The 23,488-nt window shown below is 51.7% G+C and carries 14 protein-coding genes and 2 pseudogenes; 8 read left to right on the top strand and 8 right to left on the bottom strand.

Annotated elements, in window-relative coordinates; genetic code table 11:
• The first annotated feature begins 11 nt into the window (after window positions 1–11).
• Window positions 12–1,337: an FMN-binding glutamate synthase family protein gene (locus tag ACLEJU_RS07305; RefSeq protein ID WP_435421539.1), complete on the top strand. Its 1,326-nt coding sequence runs from the start codon at window positions 12–14 to the stop codon at window positions 1,335–1,337.
• A 60-nt stretch (window positions 1,338–1,397) separates the two neighbouring features.
• On the opposite strand, the gene ACLEJU_RS07300 is transcribed toward ACLEJU_RS07305, so the two are convergent.
• From ACLEJU_RS07300 to ACLEJU_RS07280, 5 genes and pseudogenes are all read right to left on the bottom strand, one after another.
• On the bottom strand, window positions 1,398–2,699 hold the full coding sequence (locus ACLEJU_RS07300; protein ID WP_435421540.1) for an NAD(P)/FAD-dependent oxidoreductase: 1,302 nt from the start codon (window positions 2,697–2,699) through the stop codon (window positions 1,398–1,400).
• Window positions 2,700–2,957: 258 nt separating this feature from the next.
• Entirely contained in the window at window positions 2,958–4,445 is a 1,488-nt protein-coding gene (locus ACLEJU_RS07295; RefSeq protein WP_435421541.1) for an aldehyde dehydrogenase family protein, read from the bottom strand.
• 150 nt (window positions 4,446–4,595) lie between these two features.
• Window positions 4,596–5,120, bottom strand: a pseudogene (locus ACLEJU_RS07290) (methyl-accepting chemotaxis protein); the annotation flags it as partial.
• A 333-nt stretch (window positions 5,121–5,453) separates the two neighbouring features.
• A pseudogene (locus tag ACLEJU_RS07285) lies at window positions 5,454–6,461 on the bottom strand (PDC sensor domain-containing protein); the annotation flags it as partial.
• Window positions 6,462–6,843: 382 nt separating this feature from the next.
• Entirely contained in the window at window positions 6,844–8,187 is a 1,344-nt protein-coding gene (locus tag ACLEJU_RS07280) for a hypothetical protein (protein WP_435421542.1), read from the bottom strand.
• A gap of 318 nt (window positions 8,188–8,505) precedes the next feature.
• Between ACLEJU_RS07280 and ACLEJU_RS07275 the strand changes: the two genes are divergently transcribed.
• The 3 genes from ACLEJU_RS07275 to ACLEJU_RS07265 all read left to right on the top strand — a co-directional run bounded on the left by ACLEJU_RS07275 (window position 8,506) and on the right by ACLEJU_RS07265 (window position 16,423).
• Window positions 8,506–9,324, top strand: a complete 819-nt coding sequence (locus ACLEJU_RS07275) for a MoaF C-terminal domain-containing protein (protein ID WP_435421543.1) — start codon at window positions 8,506–8,508, stop codon at window positions 9,322–9,324.
• A 131-nt stretch (window positions 9,325–9,455) separates the two neighbouring features.
• A complete protein-coding gene (locus tag ACLEJU_RS07270) occupies window positions 9,456–10,895 on the top strand; it encodes an APC family permease (protein ID WP_435421544.1) in 1,440 nt (479 codons plus the stop codon).
• 446 nt (window positions 10,896–11,341) lie between these two features.
• On the top strand, window positions 11,342–16,423 hold the full coding sequence (locus tag ACLEJU_RS07265; RefSeq protein WP_435421545.1) for a hypothetical protein: 5,082 nt from the start codon (window positions 11,342–11,344) through the stop codon (window positions 16,421–16,423).
• 66 nt (window positions 16,424–16,489) lie between these two features.
• Here the strand turns inward: ACLEJU_RS07265 and feaR are convergent, their stop codons facing one another.
• The 3 genes from feaR to ACLEJU_RS07250 all read right to left on the bottom strand — a co-directional run bounded on the left by feaR (window position 16,490) and on the right by ACLEJU_RS07250 (window position 20,178).
• Window positions 16,490–17,461, bottom strand: a complete 972-nt coding sequence (feaR, locus tag ACLEJU_RS07260; protein ID WP_435421546.1) for a transcriptional regulator FeaR — start codon at window positions 17,459–17,461, stop codon at window positions 16,490–16,492.
• A gap of 402 nt (window positions 17,462–17,863) precedes the next feature.
• Entirely contained in the window at window positions 17,864–19,180 is a 1,317-nt protein-coding gene (locus tag ACLEJU_RS07255) for an MFS transporter (RefSeq protein ID WP_435421547.1), read from the bottom strand.
• Window positions 19,181–19,209: 29 nt separating this feature from the next.
• Window positions 19,210–20,178: a dipeptidase gene (locus tag ACLEJU_RS07250; RefSeq protein WP_435421548.1), complete on the bottom strand. Its 969-nt coding sequence runs from the start codon at window positions 20,176–20,178 to the stop codon at window positions 19,210–19,212.
• A gap of 160 nt (window positions 20,179–20,338) precedes the next feature.
• Here ACLEJU_RS07250 and ACLEJU_RS07245 point away from each other — a divergent pair, with 160 nt between their 5' ends.
• The 4 genes from ACLEJU_RS07245 to ACLEJU_RS07230 all read left to right on the top strand — a co-directional run bounded on the left by ACLEJU_RS07245 (window position 20,339) and on the right by ACLEJU_RS07230 (window position 23,473).
• On the top strand, window positions 20,339–20,902 hold the full coding sequence (locus tag ACLEJU_RS07245; RefSeq protein WP_435421549.1) for a LuxR C-terminal-related transcriptional regulator: 564 nt from the start codon (window positions 20,339–20,341) through the stop codon (window positions 20,900–20,902).
• A 487-nt stretch (window positions 20,903–21,389) separates the two neighbouring features.
• The gene (locus ACLEJU_RS07240) at window positions 21,390–21,683 is read left to right on the top strand and encodes a hypothetical protein (protein WP_435421550.1); all 294 of its coding nucleotides are present in this window, start codon (window positions 21,390–21,392) and stop codon (window positions 21,681–21,683) included.
• Window positions 21,684–22,007: 324 nt separating this feature from the next.
• Window positions 22,008–22,316 (top strand): hypothetical protein, encoded by a 309-nt coding sequence (locus ACLEJU_RS07235; protein ID WP_435421551.1) that lies wholly within the window; start codon window positions 22,008–22,010, stop codon window positions 22,314–22,316.
• A gap of 677 nt (window positions 22,317–22,993) precedes the next feature.
• Entirely contained in the window at window positions 22,994–23,473 is a 480-nt protein-coding gene (locus ACLEJU_RS07230; protein WP_435421552.1) for a hypothetical protein, read from the top strand.
• Window positions 23,474–23,488: the final 15 nt, after the last annotated feature.

The raw sequence follows: 23,488 nt of genomic DNA, 5'->3' as shown, positions 1-23,488 counted from the left end.
GGAGCATTCCCATGAGCGAGCAATTCCCCCCGGTACTGCGTGAGTCGGCCACCTTCGATCGCCTGACCATCCAGGAAATCCAGCGTGCGGCCGAAACCGGCATTTATGACATCCGCGGCGGCGGCACGAAGCGCCGCGTACCGCACTTTGACGACCTGCTGCTGCTGGGTGCCAGCGTGTCGCGCTACCCGCTGGAAGGCTACCGCGAGAAATGCGGCACCGACGTGGTGCTGGGCACGCGCTTTGCGAAAAAGCCGATCCACCTGAAGATCCCGGTGACCATCGCTGGCATGAGCTTCGGTGCGCTGTCGGCCAACGCCAAGGAGGCCCTTGGCCGTGGCGCAACCATCGCCGGCACCAGCACCACCACGGGCGACGGCGGCATGACCCCGGAAGAGCGTGGCCAGTCGCAGCACCTGGTGTACCAGTACCTGCCTTCGCGCTACGGCATGAACCCCGATGACCTGCGCAAGGCCGACGCCATCGAAATCGTCCTCGGCCAAGGCGCCAAACCCGGTGGTGGTGGCATGCTGCTGGGCATGAAGGTGACCGAACGCGTCGCCGGCATGCGCACCTTGCCGATCGGTGTAGACCAGCGCAGTGCTTGTCGTCACCCTGACTGGACCGGCCCGGACGACCTGGCGATCAAGATTGCCGAAATCCGTGAGATCACCGACTGGGAGAAGCCAATTTATGTGAAGATCGGCGCAAGCCGCCCGTACTACGACGTCAAGCTGGCTGTGAAGGCCGGCGCCGACGTGATCGTGCTGGACGGTATGCAGGGCGGTACTGCGGCTACCCAGGAAGTGTTCATTGAGCACGTCGGTATTCCGATCCTGCCGGCCATCCCCCAGGCGGTGCAGGCTCTGCAAGAAATGGGCATGCACCGCAAAGTGCAGTTGATCGTGTCCGGCGGTATCCGCAACGGTGCTGACGTGGCGAAGGCCATGGCCCTGGGTGCGGATGCGGTGGCTATCGGTACCGCGGCGCTGATCGCCTTGGGTGACAACCACCCACGACTGGACAGCGAGCTGAAGAAGATCGGCTCGGCGGCCGGCTTCTACGATGATTGGCAGAACGGCCGCGACCCTGCCGGCATTACCACCCAGGACCCGGAGCTGGCCAAGCGGCTGAACCCGGAAGAGGCGGGCCGCCGCCTGGCCAACTACCTGCGGGTGTTGGTGCTGGAGGCGCAGACCATGGCCCGTGCCTGCGGCAAGTCGCACCTGCACAACCTTGATCCAGAGGATTTGGTGGCATTGACTGTCGAATCGGCAGCAATGGCTCGTGTTCCGCTCGCAGGTACCAACTGGGTACCTGGCCAAGTCAAGTACTGAGTAAGCGTAAGGCCGCCGGCTTCATGCCGGCGGTCTTAATGCTCAAGCTTGTTGACGCACTCACCGGCGGCCGTTGGTGTAACCCCAGAGTTGGTGGCTTATCTTGCCAAGGGTGCAGATGACATTTCGCCAGTTTTCTTTGCCCACGATCTCAGTAGGCTTGATCGAACTCATTACGTCCCAATGACGGGACCCTCCCAACATGCCCTCCGCCACAACTCGGCTCACTACATGACTCGGCGTAACTCCAAAGCCTGAGTACCCTTGCACGTAAAACGCATTGCGATGGCCAGGGAGAGTCCCTATTTGCGGAAACAGGTTGGCTGTACATTCCATCGGGCCACCCCACGCAAGGTCGATTTTGACATCCTTTAGGTAGGGGAAAACGTTCAGCATCAGGCCGCGATTCCAGGCTTTTAGGTCATTAGGGATGTACTCGATAGCTTTGGTCGCAGACCCGAAAAGCACCCTGTTTTCGTTAGTGACCCGGTAATAATCGATCACCGGTCGGATATCACTGAAGGCGCCGCGGATTGGGCTGATTTGCTCAATTAGGCTTGAAGGAATTGGCTCGGTGACTAGCTGATATGCGTAGGTATTGACGATCCTCTTGTCCAAAAAAGGCTCCATCCGATCGAGGAAGGCACCGCAGGACCATAGGATCTGCTTCGCTCTAACAACGCCCTTAGCTGTTCGTACCTTGATAGTGTCCCCGTAGGTAACCTCAAGGGCAGGCGTGTTCTCGAATATTTGGCCGCCCATGCTAACCAGCGCTTTGGCTGAACCGAGGAGCATGTTGAGCGAGTGAATGTGCCCGTTCCCCATGTGCTTCAGAGCACACGTGTAGTAGTCCGAACCAATGATCGACTTCACCTCATGACCTTCAAGGTACTGGATGTCATGGTCAGGATTGAGCTGTTTGAATTCTTTTTCCCAGGACTGGAGAAGCTTCCCTTGGCGTTTGTTGAAGCCCATGTATCCGTAGCCATGTCGGAAGTCGGCATCAATCCCGTATTTGGCGATGCGCTCTTGAATGATTGAGGCGCCTAGATCACTAATCTCGAAAACAGCCTGTAATCCCTGATCACCGACGCTTTTTCGAATTTTCTCCAGGTCGTGTCCGATCCCTGCCATGACGTGGCCCCCATTGCGTCCAGAGCCACCGAACCCAAGATACCGGGCTTCTAGGATCACGATATCCTTCACACCCCGTTCGGCCAGCTCAAGCGCTGTGTTCACTCCGGAGAAGCCGCCGCCGATAACAACAACCTCTGTGTCAATTTCCCGTTCCAGATCGGGAAACTTCAGATCGTATTTTCGCGTTGCGGTGTAGTAGGTGGTGGGTGTTTCGACAGAGAGCATAGGGGCACCTTTCGACCGACAGCCCGCTCCTCGGAATACCAGCGGGACTCATCGGGTTATCTTTTCTTGGAATGATGGATCGGGCGCTAAGCTCGACCCATGTGCACCCCATATTTAACGCGCCAGTTAGCGCCGAGGACATGATTCAGCGCGCAAGGTGTTGTCTGTGGGTGCCAAGGGGAGTGATTGTTCACGCAGCCAGCAAGCCAGAAAGGAGAAACCCGGCCTAGGCCGGGTTCTGATGAAGCCAGATGGGTCTCAGTAGCGAATCATCACTGACTTCAGCTCGGTGTAGTCATCGATGAAGGCCCCGCCGAATTCACGGCCAATGCCGGATGCCTTGACCCCGCCAAACGGTACCGCCGGATCCAGCATGGTGTGCATGTTGACCCAAACAGTCCCTGCTTCAATCTCAGGTACCAGGTGGAGTGCTTTCGAGAGGTCGTTCGTCCAAATGCTCGCGCTCAACCCGTATGGCGTGTCGTTCATCAGGTGAAGCAGCTCTTCCTCTGTGTCGTACGGAAGAAACGTCGCGATGGGGCCAAACGTTTCTTCATTCAGCAGCGTGTCTTTAGCAGTGTTCGCCAGGATGATTGTTGGTTCCACATAGCAGCCCGGACCATCAATAACGTTGCCACCGTACACGATGGTGTTGCTGTCGTTTCGTGCCGTATTGAAGAATGCTTCGAGCTTTTTCTGATGCTGTTTGTTGGTCACCGGCCCAAACTGGGTTGACTCATCCAAGGGAGAGCCGATTTTCAGCGTGGCCAGGCGTTGCGCCAGTTTTTCCATGAGGGGTTCGATTTGAGAGCGATGCGCGAAGAAGCGCTCGGCCGCTGCGCAGATCTGTCCCGAGTGGAGGAAGCCTGCTTCAATAATGCCATCAGCAGCTTTGTCGAGATCTACATCCCGTAGGAACCCTACGGAGTTTTTGCCGCCCAGCTCTAGGGTGGCGCGCGTGAGCTTGGCCTCCATGGCGCTTTTGCCCACAGCGATACCAGTAGGGACCGAACCCGTGAATGACACCTTATTAGTCCCGGGGTGATCAATGAGTGCTTTCCCGGTCAGCCCGCTACCCGTTACAACGTTGAGAGCGCCGGCAGGTAGACCTGCTTGAGTTGCTAGTTCTGCAATACGCAGGATGGTAAGAGGGGTGAACTCACTGGGCTTGATGATGATGCTGCATCCGGTTGTCAAAGCGGATGCAAGTTTCCAGATAGCGATCATGGTGGAGAAATTCCACGGCACAATGCCGACGACTACACCAACCGGCTCGCGCAGGGTGAATGCGGTGTATCGCTCTCCCGCGAAAGAGGGCAGGGAAGGCGTGATCGTTTCACCATTGATTTTGGTGGCCCAGCCTGCGTAGTAACGAAGGAAGTGAGCGGCTTGGTCAACTTCGAATGCACGTGAAATCTGGATAATCTTGCCAGATTGGACCGTTTCTAACTGAGCCAGCTCCTCACGATTTTGCTCAAGCAGGTCCGCTAGCTTGAAAAGCACAGCAGCCCTAGCCGCCGGGCTAGTTTTGGACCAAACCTTGAAACCGGCTTGAGCGCTAACTACTGCCTGATCGACATCAGCCTGGGCACCTTCGCTTACCTGAGCGATAGCCTCGCCGTTTGCAGGGTTGATTACCTTTATCTTCACGGAGGTAGCGCTGGATGCGTACGCGCCATTGATGTAGTGACCATGGTCGCGGGCAAGAAAACTGTTAACGCTGGAGAGCAGGGTTACATCGCTCATTCGGGCAGGCTCCATCAATGAGGCAGAACGGCAGCAGCCATACGGCTGGCGGAATAATCCATGACGGTACTCCTGACAGCCACAGCCATCTTGGCTGAGGCTGTCAGGAACATGACTCAGGGTGCCACCTGCAATGTTGGCGTCTTAGGTTCAGACCCGAAATTGATCCACGAGCTGTTTCTGATGACTCGCCAAGGCGTTGAGCTGGCTGCTGATGTGGGCCGACTCATTCGCTTGCTCAGTCAACGCCTCAGTCACCGTGCGGATAGCGGAAACGTTGCGATTCACTTCCTCCGCGACCGCGCTCTGTTCCTCCGCGGCGCTAGCAATTTGCAGATTCATGTCCCCGATAAGCGTGATGGCCTCTCCGATTCTCGCGAGTGATTCCGCCGCCTGTTGAATTTGCGAAGCGTTCGTCTGCGCCTGGACCTGGCTCGAATGCATGGTGGCCACCACTCCGCGAGTAGCGGACTGTATGCGCTCGATCACGCCTCGGATTTCTTCCACAGAATCCTGTGTCCTTCTTGCCAAGCTGCGGACCTCGTCCGCAACGACAGCAAAACCTCTCCCACTCTCGCCGGCGCGGGCAGCCTCAATCGCGGCATTGAGCGCGAGCAGGTTGGTCTGCTCGGCGATGCTGCGGATCACTTCCAGCACGGACCCGATCTCATCGCTACTCAGAGCTAGCGCCTCGACCTCAACCACAGCCTTGCTTACCTCCGCAGCGAGCGCACTGATGTCGCGAGTGCTGCGATCAATTATGGAAATACCGTCTTTGGCAGCAGTATCAGCGGCAATCGCTGCCTGTGCTGCATTGGAAGCACTGTTCGCGACATCATGGGCAGTGGCGCTCATCTCGTTAGCGGCCGTAGCGACCTGATCCACCTCGCGGAACTGAACCTGCATACCAGTACTGGTTTGGCGGGCAATCTCGGCGGACTGGTCGGCGGTACCGCGAGCGTCAGTGATGCTCTGCTTGATGTTGGCAATGGTGGGCTGGAGTTTCTCCAAGAATCGGTTGAACCAACCGACAAGATTGCCCAGTTCATCTTTCTTGCTGTAAGTGAGGCGCTGAGTGAGATCGCCATCGCCACTGGCAATTTCTCTAAGCATGGCTGCAACGCTATTGATGGGGCGAGTAACACCGGTGGCTGTGAGCCATATCAGCAACAGACCAAGGGCCGCAGTGATGACCGCTACCAACACGGTCTTCGATATACCTTCGACCTGGATTTGGTCGAGCAGGGTCTGGAGCCGGTCCGAGTCAGCCAAAAGCACCTGCTCGGGTAGCTCAATAGTGATGCCCCAGTTCTTTCCTCCAGGGTAAGGCTGTACCGGATGAATCGCCCGAATTGAATCATGCTCGGAAAGGATTACCGGCTCCTGCTGCTCCAACTGCTTCAGTACAGTGTGGGCATCTGCCCCCATCACCGCCTCGATGCGCTCACCGACTTTGCTCTGATCTGAGCTGAAGCCTGCAATGACACCGCTTGTTGAGGTGATCGCGATACGGCCAGCACCATCAAAAATATCGCTTTGGGCCTTGTTGATGTTGGCCTGGAGTGCATCCAATGCGATATCAACACCTATGACACCCAAAACCTTCCCTTCGAAGATCACAGGCATCGATAGTGTGGTCATCAACAGTCGCTTACCGGCAACTGTATCGGAGTATGGATCCATCAGACATGCCGCCTTGGAGTCACGGGGACATGTATACCAACTGTTGTACGGGACGCCGCTGATGCTCAGCTCTGTCTTGCTGAGGTCACCCTCTGTGAAAATCAGTTGCACTGCCTGGCCGCTGCCGCGGTTGAAAACCCTACCAAATCTGCCCGTTTCGTTTGAGGCACGCTCGGTATCGGCAATGAACTCACGATCTTTTCCATCGAGAGCATTTGGCTCGTAAGCCAACCAGATGCCGACGATGTTCGGGTTATGATCAAAGGCCGTCTTCAGATGTCGATCCAGCTCTTCACGTAATACGCTCGCGCCTAATTCGCGACTTGCGGCCATCGTGCGCAGGTCGTTAGCTTGATCCACCAATGAATGCATTAACTGAAGGCTGGAGTGGAAGGTTCTTTGCAGCTCTAGCGCTTGCTCAGCTGCTTTAGCCTGTAATTGGGCCTCTGCACTCCGGGTGAGCATTTTTCGGCTTTCACTGCTGATCAGGCGATTGCTACTGCTATTTTGGTAAATGTTCATGCCCGCAGTGAGGCTCATCATGACCAGAAGGCAAAGGCCTGACAGGAGCACAATTTTCAGGCGGATGGACAGCGAGCTAAGCATAAGGGGGCTATCTCACGATGGGCAGCCCCGCTGTAAGTGATCTTAGATCGTTGAGATCAGTCGGAGCTGCAAGAGGTAAGCGCGCCTTGGCTCGGCGCGCTCTTGGGGATCAGAAATTGGTGACGAAAAGGAGCTGGGCGTAGACGTTGGTCCTATCGCTGCCGAGTTGGCTGCCACCATTTTCAGCACTGTTATCTGGCTTGTAGAACCCAACGAGTGGCAATACCAGCAGGTGTTCGTTGACGGTCCACTCACCGTAGATGTCCAGCTCTTTACCGGAGAGGTCCAGTACATCCTTGTTGATGGTGTCGAATTTGTAGAGAAGGGCCCCGGCGTTGAATGTCGGGGTCAGTGCCAGCTTCAACCCGACCTGTTGGATCGTCGAATTTGAGTTGAACGGACCGGCGTAGTTGCCTGCAACCTCGCCTTGGAACCAGGTGCCCAGCTCGCGACCGTTACCGTAGAAAAGAGGGTCGTAGGCTTCCGAGAAGCGGCTGTAGCGGTAGTTGACCTTCGGGGTGAATTTCGCGTCGTTGAAGGTCCAGCCGGCTTCAAGGTACCAAGCATTCTCGTCAGTGGTGGTTTTCTGCTCCTTGGCGTACTCGCCGGCCAGGAACAGACCTGGGACGCCAGCGTCGCCTTTGGCGCGAACACTGTAGATTTTCATGTCCTTGCGTTCAGGGTAAAGGATGTCCGCGAACTCTTTGTCAGTGTCAACAACCTTCAACGCGGTAAGGCCAACGGTGCCTTTCTCTGTAACGTTCTCCAGCGTGGCAACGACAGTCTCTGGTGAGGCTTGCGCACGGTTGTCTGATTTGAGCCACATCAGATCGCCGCGAAGACCTTGAGCACCGCCGAGGCGAAGTACCGCAGTCTGATCGAAGTTTTTGCGGCCAGTGAGGTAGTAAGCGCCCCCGCGGTTAAGTCGGCCATCAAGAAGGCCTTTACCGAAATCCAAGGCATCGCCTGAAACGATGAACCCGTCGCCAACGACAATATTCTGCCTGCCGAAGGAGACCTCGATACCGTCTTCACCGAGCATGGGTGCCAGATTCCCAGACTTCCAGCCTACATAGGCATCTTCGATTTTAGTGGTGCGCTCGTCACCGACCGACCAACCAGCTGCGTCACCGTCGCCAAACGAGGCACTTGAAACCCAGTTCAGCGATGCATAGGTGCTGCCGAACTGTTCAGATTTATGTTTCACGTCTAGGCCGTATTGGAACACGGCCTCTTCCCAGGTCACCGAGCCAGACGTCTGATCAGGAGTTTGCGCATATTTCTCGCGGCTGGTGAAAATACCAAACGAAGCTGCAAGCTTAGCGTCAACGGTTGTCGCACCATCGCTGTATAGCGGAAGACTATGCGCAGTTGATGAAAAAATTACGAAAGCTGGAGCCGCACAAGTTAGTGCGATACGCAAAGACAATTTATTGCGGTGTACAAATTTCATCAACGCTACCTCTGCTGCATTTATTAGAATTTTTGGAGAGCGAGACACAACTCCTCGTGTGTTGATGAAAGGCTATCCCCGGAAACGCAGCTCCATCTTGACCGTGGGAGTCAAGCGCTAGCCTCACAGTGCCAAAATTTCACTTGCCAGATCGTCGGGGTTGGGTATCCAGGAGCCGCAGCCTGGCGCAGGCGCTGGGTGGCACTGAGATTGACGCCCTAAGCCAACAGTTGGCACTGACAGCCAAGACACAGCTGGATGTCCGTTCCTATGATGAAGGCGTCTCGGCACTGCCGAAATCGTAACGAGGAACTATCCGTGACCTACCAGATTGAAGAAGAGATGAAAGCCCAAACGTACATCCCGACTGCGGAGTGGCCGACGCTCGGTGAGATGGCTGAGGGCTTCGAAGGGCACAAGTACGTGAGCACCGATTTTCTGTCTGGGAAAACGGTGAACATCCGCTTCGAGAACGGCTGGCTGATCGAGCACAGGTTCGAGAGCGCTACCTCTCTGTCCTGGAAAATTCTGGAAGGTGAAGGAACAGGCCTGAGCGCAACTGAAACCTACGAGGCCATTGAGGTTCGTCCCGGCATTCTGTTCGTAGAGTTTCTTAAGCCTGCGCACCAGGAGTCTGCGACTCTGATCTGGAAGTTTGAGACCGGCGATATCTTGGCTGCCGTGTCGTCTTTCCATGACCAGGCAGGGGAAAAACGGACTCAGACCGGCTTTGCCGCTGCCGTCGTGGATGGCATGCCAGGCGGCGCACCTATCAAAAAGTCGTCTAGCCTGGCGGGCAAGCGCGTGCTCTATCGCTATAGCGCAGATGACTGGTATGAGCATGTGTATTTCAGCGCAGAAACCATGGCATGGAACTGCGTCAATGGTGCAGAGAAGGGCATTGCCGATGTTGAAAAATGCGCCTACTACGATGTGGCCGATGATCTTTACGTTCTGTTCTGGACCGAGACCGTTATGCCGGTTGAGTCTGTGGTGGTTGTGGATTTGAAGCAAATGCGATCTATCGGTCGTTTCTTCTGCTGGGATCCAAAGCCAGCAGAGCTGCTGCATCTAACCTTTGGGTCTAAAGCAACCCTGCTCAACGAAACTAATTATCCGAAGTCATTCGAAGAGTAATTTCTACATCTTTCAATGCCAAGTCCGGGATTCTATCGATTTAATTAACTTTTGCGTGCTTCAAGGTTGATTTCACAGAATTCCGGCGCCTTAAACGACAATTACAATTTCACGTTTACGAGGGCCTGATCATGGAGCAGACATCTACTCCGACTGGGACGTTGCGCAAAAATGCATTAGGGATGTGGAACATCGTTTTCTTTGTTCTCGCAACAAACGGTCCATTGACCGGTTTGATTGGGGTCGTTCCCACCGCCATTCTGATGGGCAATGGGGTAGGGCTCCCCGGGGTATTCTTGCTTGTGGGGGCAGTCTACCTGCTGTTTGCAGTGGGGTTTGTGGCCATGGGCCGAAACATTCGTAATGCTGGTGCCTTTTACGCGTATGTGGCTACCGGGTTAGGACGACCGCTGGGGGCTGCATCTGCGTTTTTGGCCATCGTTGCTTACGCCGGCATGCAGATCGCTTGCTACGGCCTCATTGGCTTCTTCACTTCTGAAGCCATCCATCGCCTAGGATTCAATGTTGAGTGGTGGGTGGCGAGCATTGGGTACGCGATCTTGGTGCAGCTGTTCGGGACTCGTAATGTTGAGTTCAACGGGCGTTTTCTCGCGTTGCTGATGCTTGCTGAGCTAGTTGTGATTGTGATCTTTGACATCGCGGTTGTCGGGCACGGCGGGGGCCCTGAAGGCTTCAGCATGGCCTCGTTCGATCCTACAAATGTCTTCGCAACCGGCCTGGGCGCAGCCCTGGTATTCGTCGGCGGCGCGTTCATGGGCTTTGAGACTACTGCAATCTATGCTGAGGAAGCTCGTGATCCAGCCAAGACTCTTCCTCGGGCGACCTTTACAGCCCTGATTCTGATCATGCTCTTCTACGCAGCATCGTCTTGGCTGCTGGTTGTAGCAATTGGCCCGTCGACCGCTATTGATACCATCACGCAAGATCCAGGTGGGATTTGGTTCCAGCTGTCGACTAAACTGGTTGGCGTTGCGCTGTCGGACGCGATCAACATTCTCCTGATCACCAGCCTGTTTGCGGTCCTCCTCAGCTTCCACAACTCGCTGTCCCGCTATCTCTTCTCCATGGGGCGTGAGCGGATTCTGCCAAGCGTGCTGGCTGTGACTCACAAAAAGCACCAGACCCCTTACGTTGCAAGCACTATTCAGACGGCTGTCTGCTTGACCCTGCTGGTCATCTTCGGCACCTCGGGTGCCGATCCGATCACCCAAGTGCTTCCATTGGGCAGCGCTCCTGCAACCATCGGTATCCTGGCAGTGCAGTGCCTGGCGTCTATTGCGGTGATCCGCTACTTCCGCAGAAACCCGATGGGCGTCGGGATCTGGCAGCGACTGATTGCTCCCGCACTTAGTGCACTCGCCCTTGCATTTGGCGTGGTTCTGATCGTCAACAATATGTCGCTATTGACTGGCGGCGAATCAGTATTCAATTCGCTGATACCGCTCGGCATGCTGTTGGTAGCAGCCGCCGGTATGTGCCTGGCTGGCTGGCACAAATGGCGAAATCCGCAAATTTACGCAAACCTGGGGCGCGTGCTGAACGAGGTTTAAGGTCATATCTTCTGAGGACGCTCACCTTTGGTACCTCAGCTTGGCCGGCATTCGAAAGAATGCCGGTCTTTTTTTATGCGCAGCATTTAAGTAGACAAGATACGTAGCTGGCTAGGTAGGCTGAGTGCTCGTGCTCATGCCTTCGTGATGAAGCACGAGCACGAGCACTGTCAGGGTAATTTGCGTGATTTTAGCGACCCAAGATACCCAGACCTGCCGGAGCCCTGCGAGCAAGTGAGCCGTGGCGGTGAGCAGGGTATGGTGAATCTTTTCTCCAAAGCGCCAAAAATGCCATCATGGGGATAGCACAAAAATCAATCGCAGAACAGGGCTGACGTGTCGTGTTCTACGTGAAATCTTCGGCGAAGCGATTTGCAGCGTCCCGCTGGCCATAAGTAAGGTTCAGTACACGCTGTCGAAAAGGATTTTGAAGGAGCATCCTTAGCATGGGCGAGTTAAAAGAGCAAAGTAATCCGTTTTCGACTGGCGGGGGCGGGGTCAATTTCGAGACGCGAGTCCAAGCTTCCTTTATTGTCGCATTAATCGCTGAAACCCCGGTGCCATGCATGCCCACAGATGCGCGCATTAAAGAAATCAGCTTTCAAAGTAAGTATAAGGGGGTCAATACTGATGATGTTCACATTGTAGGAGAGGACTCGGCGGGGAAGTCTTTTAGGCTGTATGTCCAAATAAAAAATGAAGTTTCTGTAAGCGATTCTGCTGATTCTACGTTCGCTGATGTCATGACTGCTGCGTGGCAAGACTTTAAAGGTTCTAAATTTAACGAACAGTGTGATGCTATTGCGTTGGTGACTGGCCCGCTCACCAAGGTCGATGTTGTGAACACGCTGCCAATATTAGAGTGGGCTCGTTGCTCGGCCAGTGCAGATGAATTTTTGCTAAAAGCATCGGCGGATGGGTTTACGAGCAATAAGAAACGAGATCGTTTGGAGAAGTTTAAGTCTCAACTCACACGCTCCAATAATGGAATAGCTATAAGTGATGATGAGTTGTGGCGGTTTTTCAAAGTCTTTTATCTGATTTCGTATGATTTGGGGCAAGCAGGATCTGTAACAGCCGCACTACTAGGGTCGCTACTAAAAAGTCACTCTGATCTACCGCCTTCAGCTGTCCTGGCTAAGGTGGTCACTGTGGCTCAAGAGTTTAATCAAAATGCTGGTACTGTCAATGCAGAGAATCTGCCTGCTGATTTAAAATGTTTATTCAAGGTGGCTATTGGGCAGACGCTTGGCCATGATGTTAAAAAATTGCGCGAAAGAAGTGATTATATTCTTGGCGGGATATCCAATGTAATCAATGGCGTCCATGTGCCTCAGCGTAATGCGCTTGAAGAAATAAGAGCAGTCTACAAACCAGGTGGATTTCTTTTCGTCACCGGAGAGAGAGGAGCCGGGAAATCAGGAATTGTCAAAGAATTTGTCAAGTCCATTGGTGACGATGCTGCTGTATTTTACGTTCGTGCGGAAGATTTTGATAAAAGCCATTTGAACGATGTATTTGCGGCGTTTGGGATTAAATCAGATTTAAGTCAACTGGCTAACCACTTTTCGTTGCTTACTCATAAGATTTTAGTGATTGAGTCAGTGGAGAGGATTTTGGAGCTTACGAATACGTCGGCGTTCAATGATCTTCTCAGCTTTATTACTGGGCAAAACGGGTGGGGCGTTATCGCTACTGGTCGAGATTATGCATATCAGCAATTGTCTTTCAATTACTTGCAGTCGCGTGGGATTAGCTTTTCAAGCGTAACAGTCAATGGCTTTACTGAAGAGCAGGTGCGCTCAATTTGCTCGTCAATGCCACCTCTGCTCGACTTGCTGTGGAATGCATCGAGCGCAGCGTTATTGTCGAACCCGTTTTATCTTGATTTAGCGGTCCGCGCCCTAAAAAACGGCGCTCAATTTACAGCCGGTGAGACGCAGTCTGAATTTAAAGCGACCATCTGGAGGTCGGTAATTGAAAATCAGGCAGATCGGCGAGCAGGTATGCATTCCCGTCGGCGCATTGAATTTATGGAAATCGCAAAGCATCGAGCAAAAAACATGGTGTTTGGCGTACGGGAAGCTGACTATGATGCAGAGGTTGTAGCAAAGCTGGAGGCGGACAACCTCATCATAAAAGATCCTCGCACATCTCTATTAAGTCCTGCGCACGATGTGCTTGAGGATTGGGCTCTAGAGCAGTTTATTGAAGATGAGTACCAAAAAAGTCTAGGAAGCACAGCTGAATTGTTTTCTGCAATCGGGAGTGAGCCTGCTATTAATAGAGCGTTTCGTCTTTGGTTGAGCCAGAAAATGACATCTGGATCAGACTTGGATGATTTTATTGAAAATGTGCTGACAGATCACGATGTCTCGATTTACTGGAAGGATGAGGTTATTGCTGCAATTCTTCAGGATGAAGCGGTTGAGCAATATGTCTGCATGCTTGAGTGCAATCTTTTACGCAATAATTCCGAATTGCTGCTGCGTTTTTATTTCGTGTTGCGATTGGCCTGCCAAAGACCGATTGAAGGTATGCGTGGTGTCCTCGCGGATGGTGAGTGTAGCGGTTACTATCTTTGGCTTAAGCCAGTTGGTCCAGGATGGAAGGCACTAATAGATTTCACATTTAGGCACAGAGAAACATTAGGTAATGATGTCGCGCAACATGCTATAGATTTGCTAGCTGTGTGGGCGGAAGCCATTAGTATTTGGTCTGAACTGCCGCCGGAAGCACCGACCGTCGGTGAACTTTGCCTATTCATTCTAGAACCGTTGGCGGACACCTACAGGAAGGAAGAGTTACGTGGCAAATTGCTAAGGGTTTTACTGAAAGTAGCAAAGGCAATACCAGAGCAGTTCGACGCATTAGTCGATAGAGATGTTTTTGCTGCTAAGCTTAGACATGAGCGGCCAGGCTATGTTGGTGAATTCGTTAAGCTGGCACTAACAAGTGACCTTGTTGCTGTAATTTGCCGTAATAATCCAGATTTTGTCATACGCCTTGCAATGCACGAATGGATTGCCGAGGAACCGGAAGAACATGACGAGTTCTTTCCGTCTATTCCATATGGGCGCGATACTTTTGGTTTGGAAGACCCCAGCGGCTTCTTTCCGGCAAGTGGTGCTCGTGGGCCTTTCAAGTATCTTTTGCAGCACCATCCTCGTAAAGGTTTAGACTTTATTCTGGACCTCTGCCGGATATCAGCTGCCAAGCATGCAGCATCTGGCAGTCACCTGATAGGCCAAAAAATCGAAGGCCTGCGTGATGAGATGGCCCTTGAGGAGGTCGTCGTCTCAGCAGCCGATGGAACGAGATTGACGATCTATGCCTCTCCGCACTTGTGGAAAGCCTATAGAGGACAGTCAACTGTGCCATACCTGCTTCAGTGCGGACTGATGGCGTTAGAGAATTGGCTTGTAGATTATATCCAAAGCCCGCCGGCTAATAATCAGCTTGCTTGGGTTTTTGACCATGTATTGAAGTCCAGCAACTCTGCTCTTACGGTGGCAGTGCTTTCTTCTGTCGCGGTTGGATTCCCTAAGGAGGTAGGTGCAGCCGCATACCCCATTCTTAGCTGTCCGTGTTTCTATGCGCTGGATCTCATGCGAGGCGTGCAGGACAGAGGGGGTGAAGAGATCAACTGGTTCTTCACCCAGCGTGATCCTATGTCTAGGTTATTTGAGGAGGAGCGAAGAGTAGCCGCACTACGTAGCTGGCGGCAGGAAACCTTAGAAAATCTTCTGTTCAAACTTCAGTATGATTCAGAATGCCAGGAGCACGCTTATGAGATTGTTGATGGCTTAAAAGTTTTAGCTGATTCGTCTGGTGAGACTGGTCTTAAATTCATGGTCCATCGACTTGATGCCCGAGAAATTGAGGCTATAGAAATAAAAGATAAGAATCGTATTGTTTTTAAGCCCAAAAGTAAGCTTGGCGAAGATCTTCAGAAAATCCAAAGCGAACATCAGGTGAAACAGGAGCTTGATTCGTCGATTCAGCGGCTTTATGTTTGGTCAAAATCCGTTTTTGAAGATTCTGCAAAAAAACAGAGTGTGTCGCTTAGTCTCGACGACGCTCTTGCAGAGGGAAAGCGAATACTTAAATTGCTGCTCGGTGGTAATGCTGGTGATTTTACCATTATGGCATTAGGGGCAGTTGCGACAACGTGTGCAGTTCTGATTCGCGATTATATCGACCAGCTCAGCCCTGAGGATATTGGCTGGTGTGTGGAAGTGGCTTGTGAAGTTATAGAGTTTCACGCGGATGACATTCATGGACATATGGCAGTGGACGTAACTGATGCGCACGGGGCAGCAGCGTGTGCATTTGTAATTACTAAGCTGTTGAGTTGTGATCTTGATGCGGTCCAGGTAGAGCAAGTAAAATCCAGCATGGCAATGGCGGTTACCCATGCAAACATGCACGTCGCTAGCCAGGCTGCCAAGGGTATCCGCTGTTATCTGTGGAGTATAGATCCCGACTTTGCAGGTTGTTGCCTGAGTGGTGCAATTGAGTACTCTCGATTTGAAGTTGACATGAGCTGCGTGTTGAGGAGGATGTCTTATGTTGGTGAGCCGAGTGTAAAAGAGTGGGAAGATCATCTAGCGAATTTTAGAGCCGATTTTTTGGACGGAAAATTCATTTCAAATCCAAATGAAATTTCTCGGCAAACTCATTCGCTGTGGCGAGTTCATATTCCACTTTTGATGCTGCCCTTCAATAGTGAAAGTTCTATGCATGCTGAGCTTTTAGCGAAAATCGTCAGATTAATCTACGAAGAAGAAGAGGTGGATCAGCGAGAAGAGTATTCGAAGCGTATTAGCCACGATGTTAAAAAGGTAATGACAGAGTGCTTTGCTGAGCATGTGTTGGCTAGCAGAGCATGTAGCTTTGCCCAGGTACGCGAATTACTTCTTGAAGGTAGCAGTAAGGATCCTACGTTTATTTATTTGATTAAACTCAAGTATGATAGTGCGATGGAAATGTGCGGCGATTACCAAGGTATATGGGAGCTTTGGGACTTGCTCGCTCCAAAAGTCAAGGAAATTGCACTTTTGGATGTTGATGCGCCATATGTCGGTCATCAAAATGATTTGAATAATTTCGTAAGTGGTATGTTATATGGTAGTGGCGTCGGTGAGAGGCATCCAGATAGAATTAAAGCTATTGAGGTTGGTGCAGGGAAATTGATTGCATTTTTTAATGGTTCAGCTGCTAATAGCTTAGTCTTTGAGGCCTTGTGTACATTGATTTACGATTTCCATGATCTGTTTTTTGATCAGGGAATTCATGTGCTAGCGAAAGAGTACAAAAATAATCCAAGGATAATCAATGCTAGAGGGAATACTGTATTTTGTCTTGAGATGGCGCTGTTTAGGTTTTTGCAGGGACCTGATCGCCGTATCTCTCGAAAGTTGCATGAGGCGTGTTTATGCTTACTCACTGGGGTCGTGGAGACGGGGTCGGCTCGCGCTTATTATCTTAGGGAGTCATTGATAAAAAGCTATCGAATAGTAGCCTGAGAAGAAGCGACAAATGCCATTCAATAAAAAGCAGGCTATTTAGCCTGCTTTGATATTTACTATTCCCTAAATAGCTGTTGATGCGGTTTTGCTTCTATAGCCTCTGGGGGAAACACCAAATCGTGTTTTAAAGGCTCTGGAGAAGTGACTAACGTCGTTAAAGCCCCAGGTAAATGCGACGGCAGATATCTTTTGTATATCAGCGTCAGATTCAAACTCTGAAGCGCACTTGTCGAGCCTTCGGTCTAAAATGTAGCGGCCAATTGATAGTCCATGCTGTGCAAAAATGCGATGTAGGGTCCGCTTGGACGTACCAAGTTCACTTGCAATCATTTCTGGTGTAAGTTCAAAATCAGAAAGCTTGGCCTCGATACAGCGTTGCGCTTTCTCAAAATATGATTTCTGGACCTTCTCGTTGTAAGAGGAAGCTGAGTTGTCAGCTGAGGTAAAAGCGGGGCGGATGAGGCAAATTAGTGAGTCCATCACTGACTCAAGCTCATCGCTATCACTGGGATCAGCAAAAAACTGGTTCGCAATGAACCCTGCAACTGCACCAATTCGAGAGGTCGAACAAATCTTCTGGTTCAGCACGATCTTTGAGTTCTGTAGGCTGCTGACGAGCTTATGGCGTGGGATTATCAGCGAAATCTGTTCAGACATCCCAGAAAAGTAGAAGTCGCTAGGGCGGGAGCTATCCAGGAGTACCAGATCACCCGGGTTGAGCACGCTTTGGGTACCACAGTGGTCCATTACCGCGTTCCCGCTTACCTGATGCACGACGTAGAAGAAGTCATGCCCATCATGCTTGATGTCCTTCACGTTGCGATGAATGTGAGGGCAATTAGCGCCAATTCTCGCCCCAGCGTAGCCAGGCACAGCCATGTGAGCCGGTAGAATAACCCCTTCAAAGCTCTCGATCCCGTGGCTCCGAGGCGGTTCTGAGTGAAACGCGCCACATTGCTCAGCAAGCGTTGACTCCCAAAGCTGATAGCCGGCTGACCCGTGTAAGCGCTCGGTGGGAGTCGATGGATGATTCATGGTGCACCTTTTCTTGTGATCAGATGTCTGCGGTAGCATCTGTTGTTGTGCAATTTCTAGGCCGTAGAAGATGAAATTCTTAAGCGGCTGTTTTAGCTGTAAAAAAATCTGAAGGGCACAGGACTCCGCGCGAAATGAGAACTCCGGTGACCATCGTACGCACCCCAATGGGGTGCTTCGGTAACATGTTAACCATTATTGGGCTTTCAGGTCCACTGTCGCGTTTGATGGTCAAAATGAAGGTGCATCACTCGACTGGGGGGAAGGAGGTGCGAGCCAACCATCCAGGGGAGATTGCAAAGGGATGGCAGGTAGTGCTTGCTGCTACAAGCATAGAGAGCTACCCACCGAAGCGGCGTAATCCGCAACCTGATGGGTAGTGAGAAGAAGGTCGCGAATCTTCTACCTTCGTGACAGAAGGACTGCTGCCGCGCCCAGCATGACGACTGCCGCCACTAGATATAGGCCATTGTTAAGTGATCCAGTGATGGTCTTGAGCCAGCCGATTGCTGAGGGGCTGGCAAACCCTCCAATCAAGCCCAGGCTGTTAATCAATGCGATGGCCGCCGCTGCGCTCGATCGCCCAGCGTACGAGTCTGTGGCAAGCGACCAGAATAGAGGCATGGTCGACACGATCCCTGCCGTTGCGACAGTCAACAGACAAACTACGGCTACAAGATTCACTCCGACTGAAGGCAATGCTGCCAAAGCCAGCGCACCAATCACCGCGGGAATGGCTGTGTGCCAACGCCGCTCGCGGCGTTGATCCGAGTGCCGACAGAGAAGCACCATAGCGAATACGGTAGCTGTGTACGGAATCGCTGACAGCCACCCGATTTCCGAGGGTGTAACTGCTCCACCCGCCTTGAGCATGGTAGGAAGCCAAAAGCTGACAGCGTATGTGCCGCAAATGAAAGCGAAATACGAGAAGCTCATGACGTATAGCTTTTTGCTTCGTAACAGCTGTAGCAGCGACTCCGGTTTGCCGAATGACGCTTTGGATTCTATTGCTAACGCGTTGGTCAACAATTGTTTTTCAGGGACGCTGAGCCAGTGAGCTTTATCAATGCTGTCGTCCAGGAAGACGAAAGCGATTACGCCCAATAAAATTGCTGGGAGGGCCTCGACGATAAAAAGCCACTGCCATCCCTGCATCTGTGCAGCTTGATCGAGGCTCTGCATAGCCCACCCAGAGACTGGACCGCCCAGAAGTCCAGCGACAGGGATCCCCACCATGAAGATCCCCAAAACTTGGCCACGGCGAGCTTCGGGGAACCAGCAGCCGAGGTAGTAAACGATCCCAGGGAAGAATCCTGCTTCGAATACCCCCAAGAGAAAGCGGAGGGTATAGAATTGAAGCGGCGTTGTGACGAACGCCATCAGGCAGCCGACGACACCCCAACAGATCATTATTCGTGTAACAGTTCGCTTCGCTCCAATTTTTTGTAATAGTAAATTGCTCGGCACTTCAAACAAAAAGTATCCTATGAAAAATATGCCAGCACCTAAGCCGTATATTGTATCACTGAATCCGAGCGCCTCTTGCATCTGCAACTTGGCGAAACCGACGTTGATGCGGTCCAAGTACGCGACTACGTAGCAAATTAACAGAAATGGTACCAGTCGCCAGATGACTTTCCGATAGAGTATGTTTGTGTCTATTTCCGAGGCGGCCACGATTTCGACACGCTCTGATAAGTAAGGCTGTTGGTTATACATTGTAGTGCCTCAATCAGGTTAAGGGGCTGTTAAACGCTCCACACCTCGTCTAGAAGACGAAGCCAGTTTTCCCCCAATACCTTCTGGATCACGCGGTCGCTCATTCCTGCTGTTTGCATGGCTTCTGTGAGGTTTGGGTACTCGCCAAGGGTCCGAATTCCCAGAGGGTTCACGATCGGGCCGAAATTGGTGAGCTTCCGGTACGAGCCTTTGTCATGCGTGATCCAGTCAAAGAAGCCTTTGTCATAGCCTTGTGTGAAGTCGGTTCCGATTCCCACAGCGTCCTCACCCACGACGTTCAGTGTGTACTGAATGGCCTCTACGTAGTCTTCTAAGGTGGCTTCAATTCCGCGCTTTAAGAAGGGAGGAAACATGGTTACCCCAACGAATCCTCCACGATCCGCGATGAATTTCAGCTGCTCATCAGATTTGTTACGCGGGTGCTCTTTCAGCCCAGAAGGCAAGCAATGCGAGTAGCAGACAGGCTTGGATGATGCGCGGATGGCTTCGTCTGAGGTCAGGGGACCAACGTGTGAGAGATCTACCAGCACCCCCACACGGTTCATCTCAGCAACGATTTCATGACCATAGCCGGACAGGCCTCCATCGCGCTCATAGCAACCTGTACCGATGAGGTTCTGAGTGTTATAAGTCAGCTGCGAAATGCCAACGCCCAGTTCCTTGAACACGCTAACGTACTCGATTCGGTCCTCAAAACAATGGCTGTTTTGAAAACCCATTATCAGGCCGGTTTTGCCTTCGGCTTTGGCCCTCCGAACGTCGTCGGTATTCCGAACCAATGTCACTAGGTTGGAATTTGCATCAATTAATTTTTTAAAATCGATGATGTTGTCTAGCGTACCCAGGAAATCTTCCCAAATGGATACGGTACAGTTTGCAGCGGTTAGACCACCTTTCTTCATATCCCTAAAGACATCTTCGCTCCATTTGGATACAACCAAACCGTCCATTACGATGGAATCATTATGCAGGCTCATCTCGAATTTCCTGTCTTGTTTGTGTAATGACAAGACTATAGGAAGTGAGATAACGTAGGTCTATAGGTAACGATTACCTAGGTAATCGTGAAGCATTGATCCCAGAATTTTGACCCATTACCGGGCGTTTTTGGCTCAGTCTGGACACTAAGGCACCTGAATGAAGCAGTCTGAAAATGGCATCGATTATGGTCAATTGTTCACTCACCTGCCGGTCGCCGTGATCGTGGCCAGGAACAGAATCATGATTGATTGCAATCAGCGCGCCCTTGAGTTGTTCCGCGCTGTTCGTGAGGACATCGTCGATCATTCGTTTGCGGTACTGTATCCAGAGGAGAAGGACTTCGAGAGCGCTGGGCGGCGGATCGAGCCTCTGCTGGCTCGACAGGTGGTGTTCACTGATGACCGGATCATGCGCCGTGTGGATGGTACCCACTTCTGGGTTACGGTGCGCGGCTACGCTTTCAATCACGAGGATCCATACGAGCTTGCAGCATGGGCGTTTGTTGACCTATCACCCTCTGATCGTGACAACCAGGTGGCCGCTTCACTCACCAAGAGGGAGCGCGATGTTGCAGCGTTGGTCATCGGTGGCGGAACCAGCAAGGAAATTGGCAAGGAGCTTCAGATCAGCCCCCGCACCGTTGACATCCATCGGGCCAGCCTCCTCAAGAAATACGGAGTCAATACCACCGCAGATCTTATCAAAAAGCTGATCGACTGAGATCCGCAGCGCCTATTTCCAGCTGGTGCTAGGGTCAGGAAGAGACCGCTTCTATAAAGGATCTATAATCGTTCTATAGTTCCATATAATCCACTGTAAAATGACGCAAGGCCTTCAAATCCGTAGCCTCAAGCTGCGGTTGTTTGGCGGAGTACGCCTTCGCAATCTGGACACACTTGAGTCAGCAGCAAATAGAGGGTGTAGCAGGAAAGGCCGCAGGGTAAACCTCACAAAATGCATTGGCGATGACCTCGGAAGTGGTGCCAGAGCTGGCTAATCTTGCACATGAACAGTGGCGCGGCCCCTGGGTCTCGATGCCTTGGGAGCGGGCTGTTCCTAACTGAGGCTGAACATCGAAAGCGACCCCTACCATGAGGAGTACATTTGTGCTCCTTGGGAGGTTTGTACGGCCTCGAAGCTGATATGATGAAACTCGATATGCATCCACCAGGTCTATCTACTTATCCTTAACGTGAACTGAGAAAATATGAGCATTGATCTAAATGAAGAAGAAATGCGGCGCGCGCTTTTCGGGAATCGCGCTCATCCGCTAACCAAGCCAGAAGAGTCGGTCGATCGAAAACCTTCTCTGTCGAGCAAGGCAAAGGTCACCTCGAAGATAAGAGTCACGTTAAACGTGACTAATGTCTTTGAAGGGGCTTGCGAGAGAGTTGTATTTGATAGTGATAGCCTGAGCCGGTTGGTTGCTGAGATGGATGCTAAGAAAAAGTACAAGAAAAAGTATAAGTATGTCGATGTTGTTTCCATTGAACGTATCTGATAGCACTAAAATTCCGCTCTCCTACGCGGGACAGACCGGAGCTAAGAGCATTAATCGGTGGATTAGGATAGCGCTTCATGGATATGCAGATAGCTGAAGAGCTTCAGCGTTGATCATTTACGCTACGCAGGTGGGGATAGCTGGCGCATTCAGCAGATGACGTTATTCCTCTAGCCCTTACGATTGACGGGCTGAGAAGCACTGCTCCGGAGGTGCACGTCGTATTCGCTAGGTGGTTGGCGACTATCGCCTGCCGGGCAGAATAACAACTGATTCAAATTACTATGTGTTTATAATTGTTGTATCTATGCAGAGAGCGATGACATGACTAGAGTTACGTTAATCGACTTCGACCAGTGGCTGGACAGCGCAGTGCCCACCGATTTGGTAGAGGATGTGTACGCTCTGTATTGCGCAGTCGAAGGTGAAAATGAGTTTGCACAATACAAGGCCCAGCGTGCCGCGAACGGCCAACTGCTGGTCTGTTATGACGATGAGGGACCATGGCTCCGGCTCGCCACTGAGAGTGCTAAGCAGGGCTTCCTGCGCAGAATTGGTGGGCGCTATGTGGCGGAAGGTGGTATGGACATTAGTGCTTGGTACATTATGCATAACGGCCTTGCCGCAGATTGACGTAGGCAGGGACATTGGTGCAGATGATTTACCCGCCAACTGCACTCGGAGTCCAAAAGCGAATGCCAAGCCGTTTTGCGGCTAGCCTTCTCCCAGCACTCGCCGTGCCCTAAGTAGATTTTGCTGAGTTTCCTTTGGCATACTTTCGATGACTGAGGCTTGAAAAGCTCGAATGAAATCGTCAGCGCTCTGGCCCTGATAAATTTTCGAGGATTTTCTAGCGTTGCTGTTAGACCTTTTTGAGCTTTCGTGGATTTGTTCGAAGTATTGCTGCAACATGGATGGGTTGCTTTGATTTTTAGTGCTCATAAGAGACTGCACCGAGATTTGATTTTTACTAGAAAAGCTCAAGTGGGAGTATAAGTCAAGCTGCGGCGTTAGGTTGTTTGGATTCATGTTTTTGTTACTATGATTGAAGTTTTGCTCTCAAATTTAGGCTATTGATTTTTCTAGGGAAAATCTGTGCCAGAATCGGGGCATGCCATTTTTTATGGATGTTTTAACTAGCTTGATGAGATATTAAATCGTTATTCATGGCTATGGTTTTTCATGTAAACCCAAGCAATTAGCGTTCCCGATTTCGGTGTCGGCGATATTTTTATTTGGCGGGTAATAGTTGCGCCATTCAAATGTTGGCTCTATTGTGTATTCAATTGTTGATATTGGGGTGGCGTACAATGATGCGCTTAGGCATTGTCGATATGAAATTTATCACGCCGTTTTCATCAGATGAACTGGCTCGACTACGCGCCTACTTTGATGGCGATTCAAATCCACGGGATTCTGCTTTGTTTGAACTGCTCGTCGGGTACGGGCTCAGGGTTAACGAAGTGAGGAACGTTCGCAGAGCAGGCGCCGGTTATAGGGTCGGTTTCGCACCTCTCAAGCAGATCAAGCAGACTCCGCAGCTGCCTATACCTTATAATATGCACAGCAAAGCTATCACGCACTGGATCAACTCAGCAAAAGTACCGTACAAAGGTTTGTTGTTCGTAGATGATCTAGATAAAACGAAGCCAATGTCCATCACCAAAATCAACCGAATAGTAGCAGCGTGGTTGGTTATCGCTGGTTGCCCAACCCAAGAGGGGCAGGGGGCGACATTCTTCCGTCGCAAAATCTATCGCTCCACCGGCACGCCTTTGAGGAAGCGGTGACGTAAACACACCATC

This window comes from Pseudomonas sp. SMN11, assembly GCF_052041945.1.
Classification (GTDB): Bacteria; Pseudomonadota; Gammaproteobacteria; order Pseudomonadales; family Pseudomonadaceae; genus Aquipseudomonas.
This window is presented reverse-complemented; position numbering and strand designations above follow the sequence as displayed.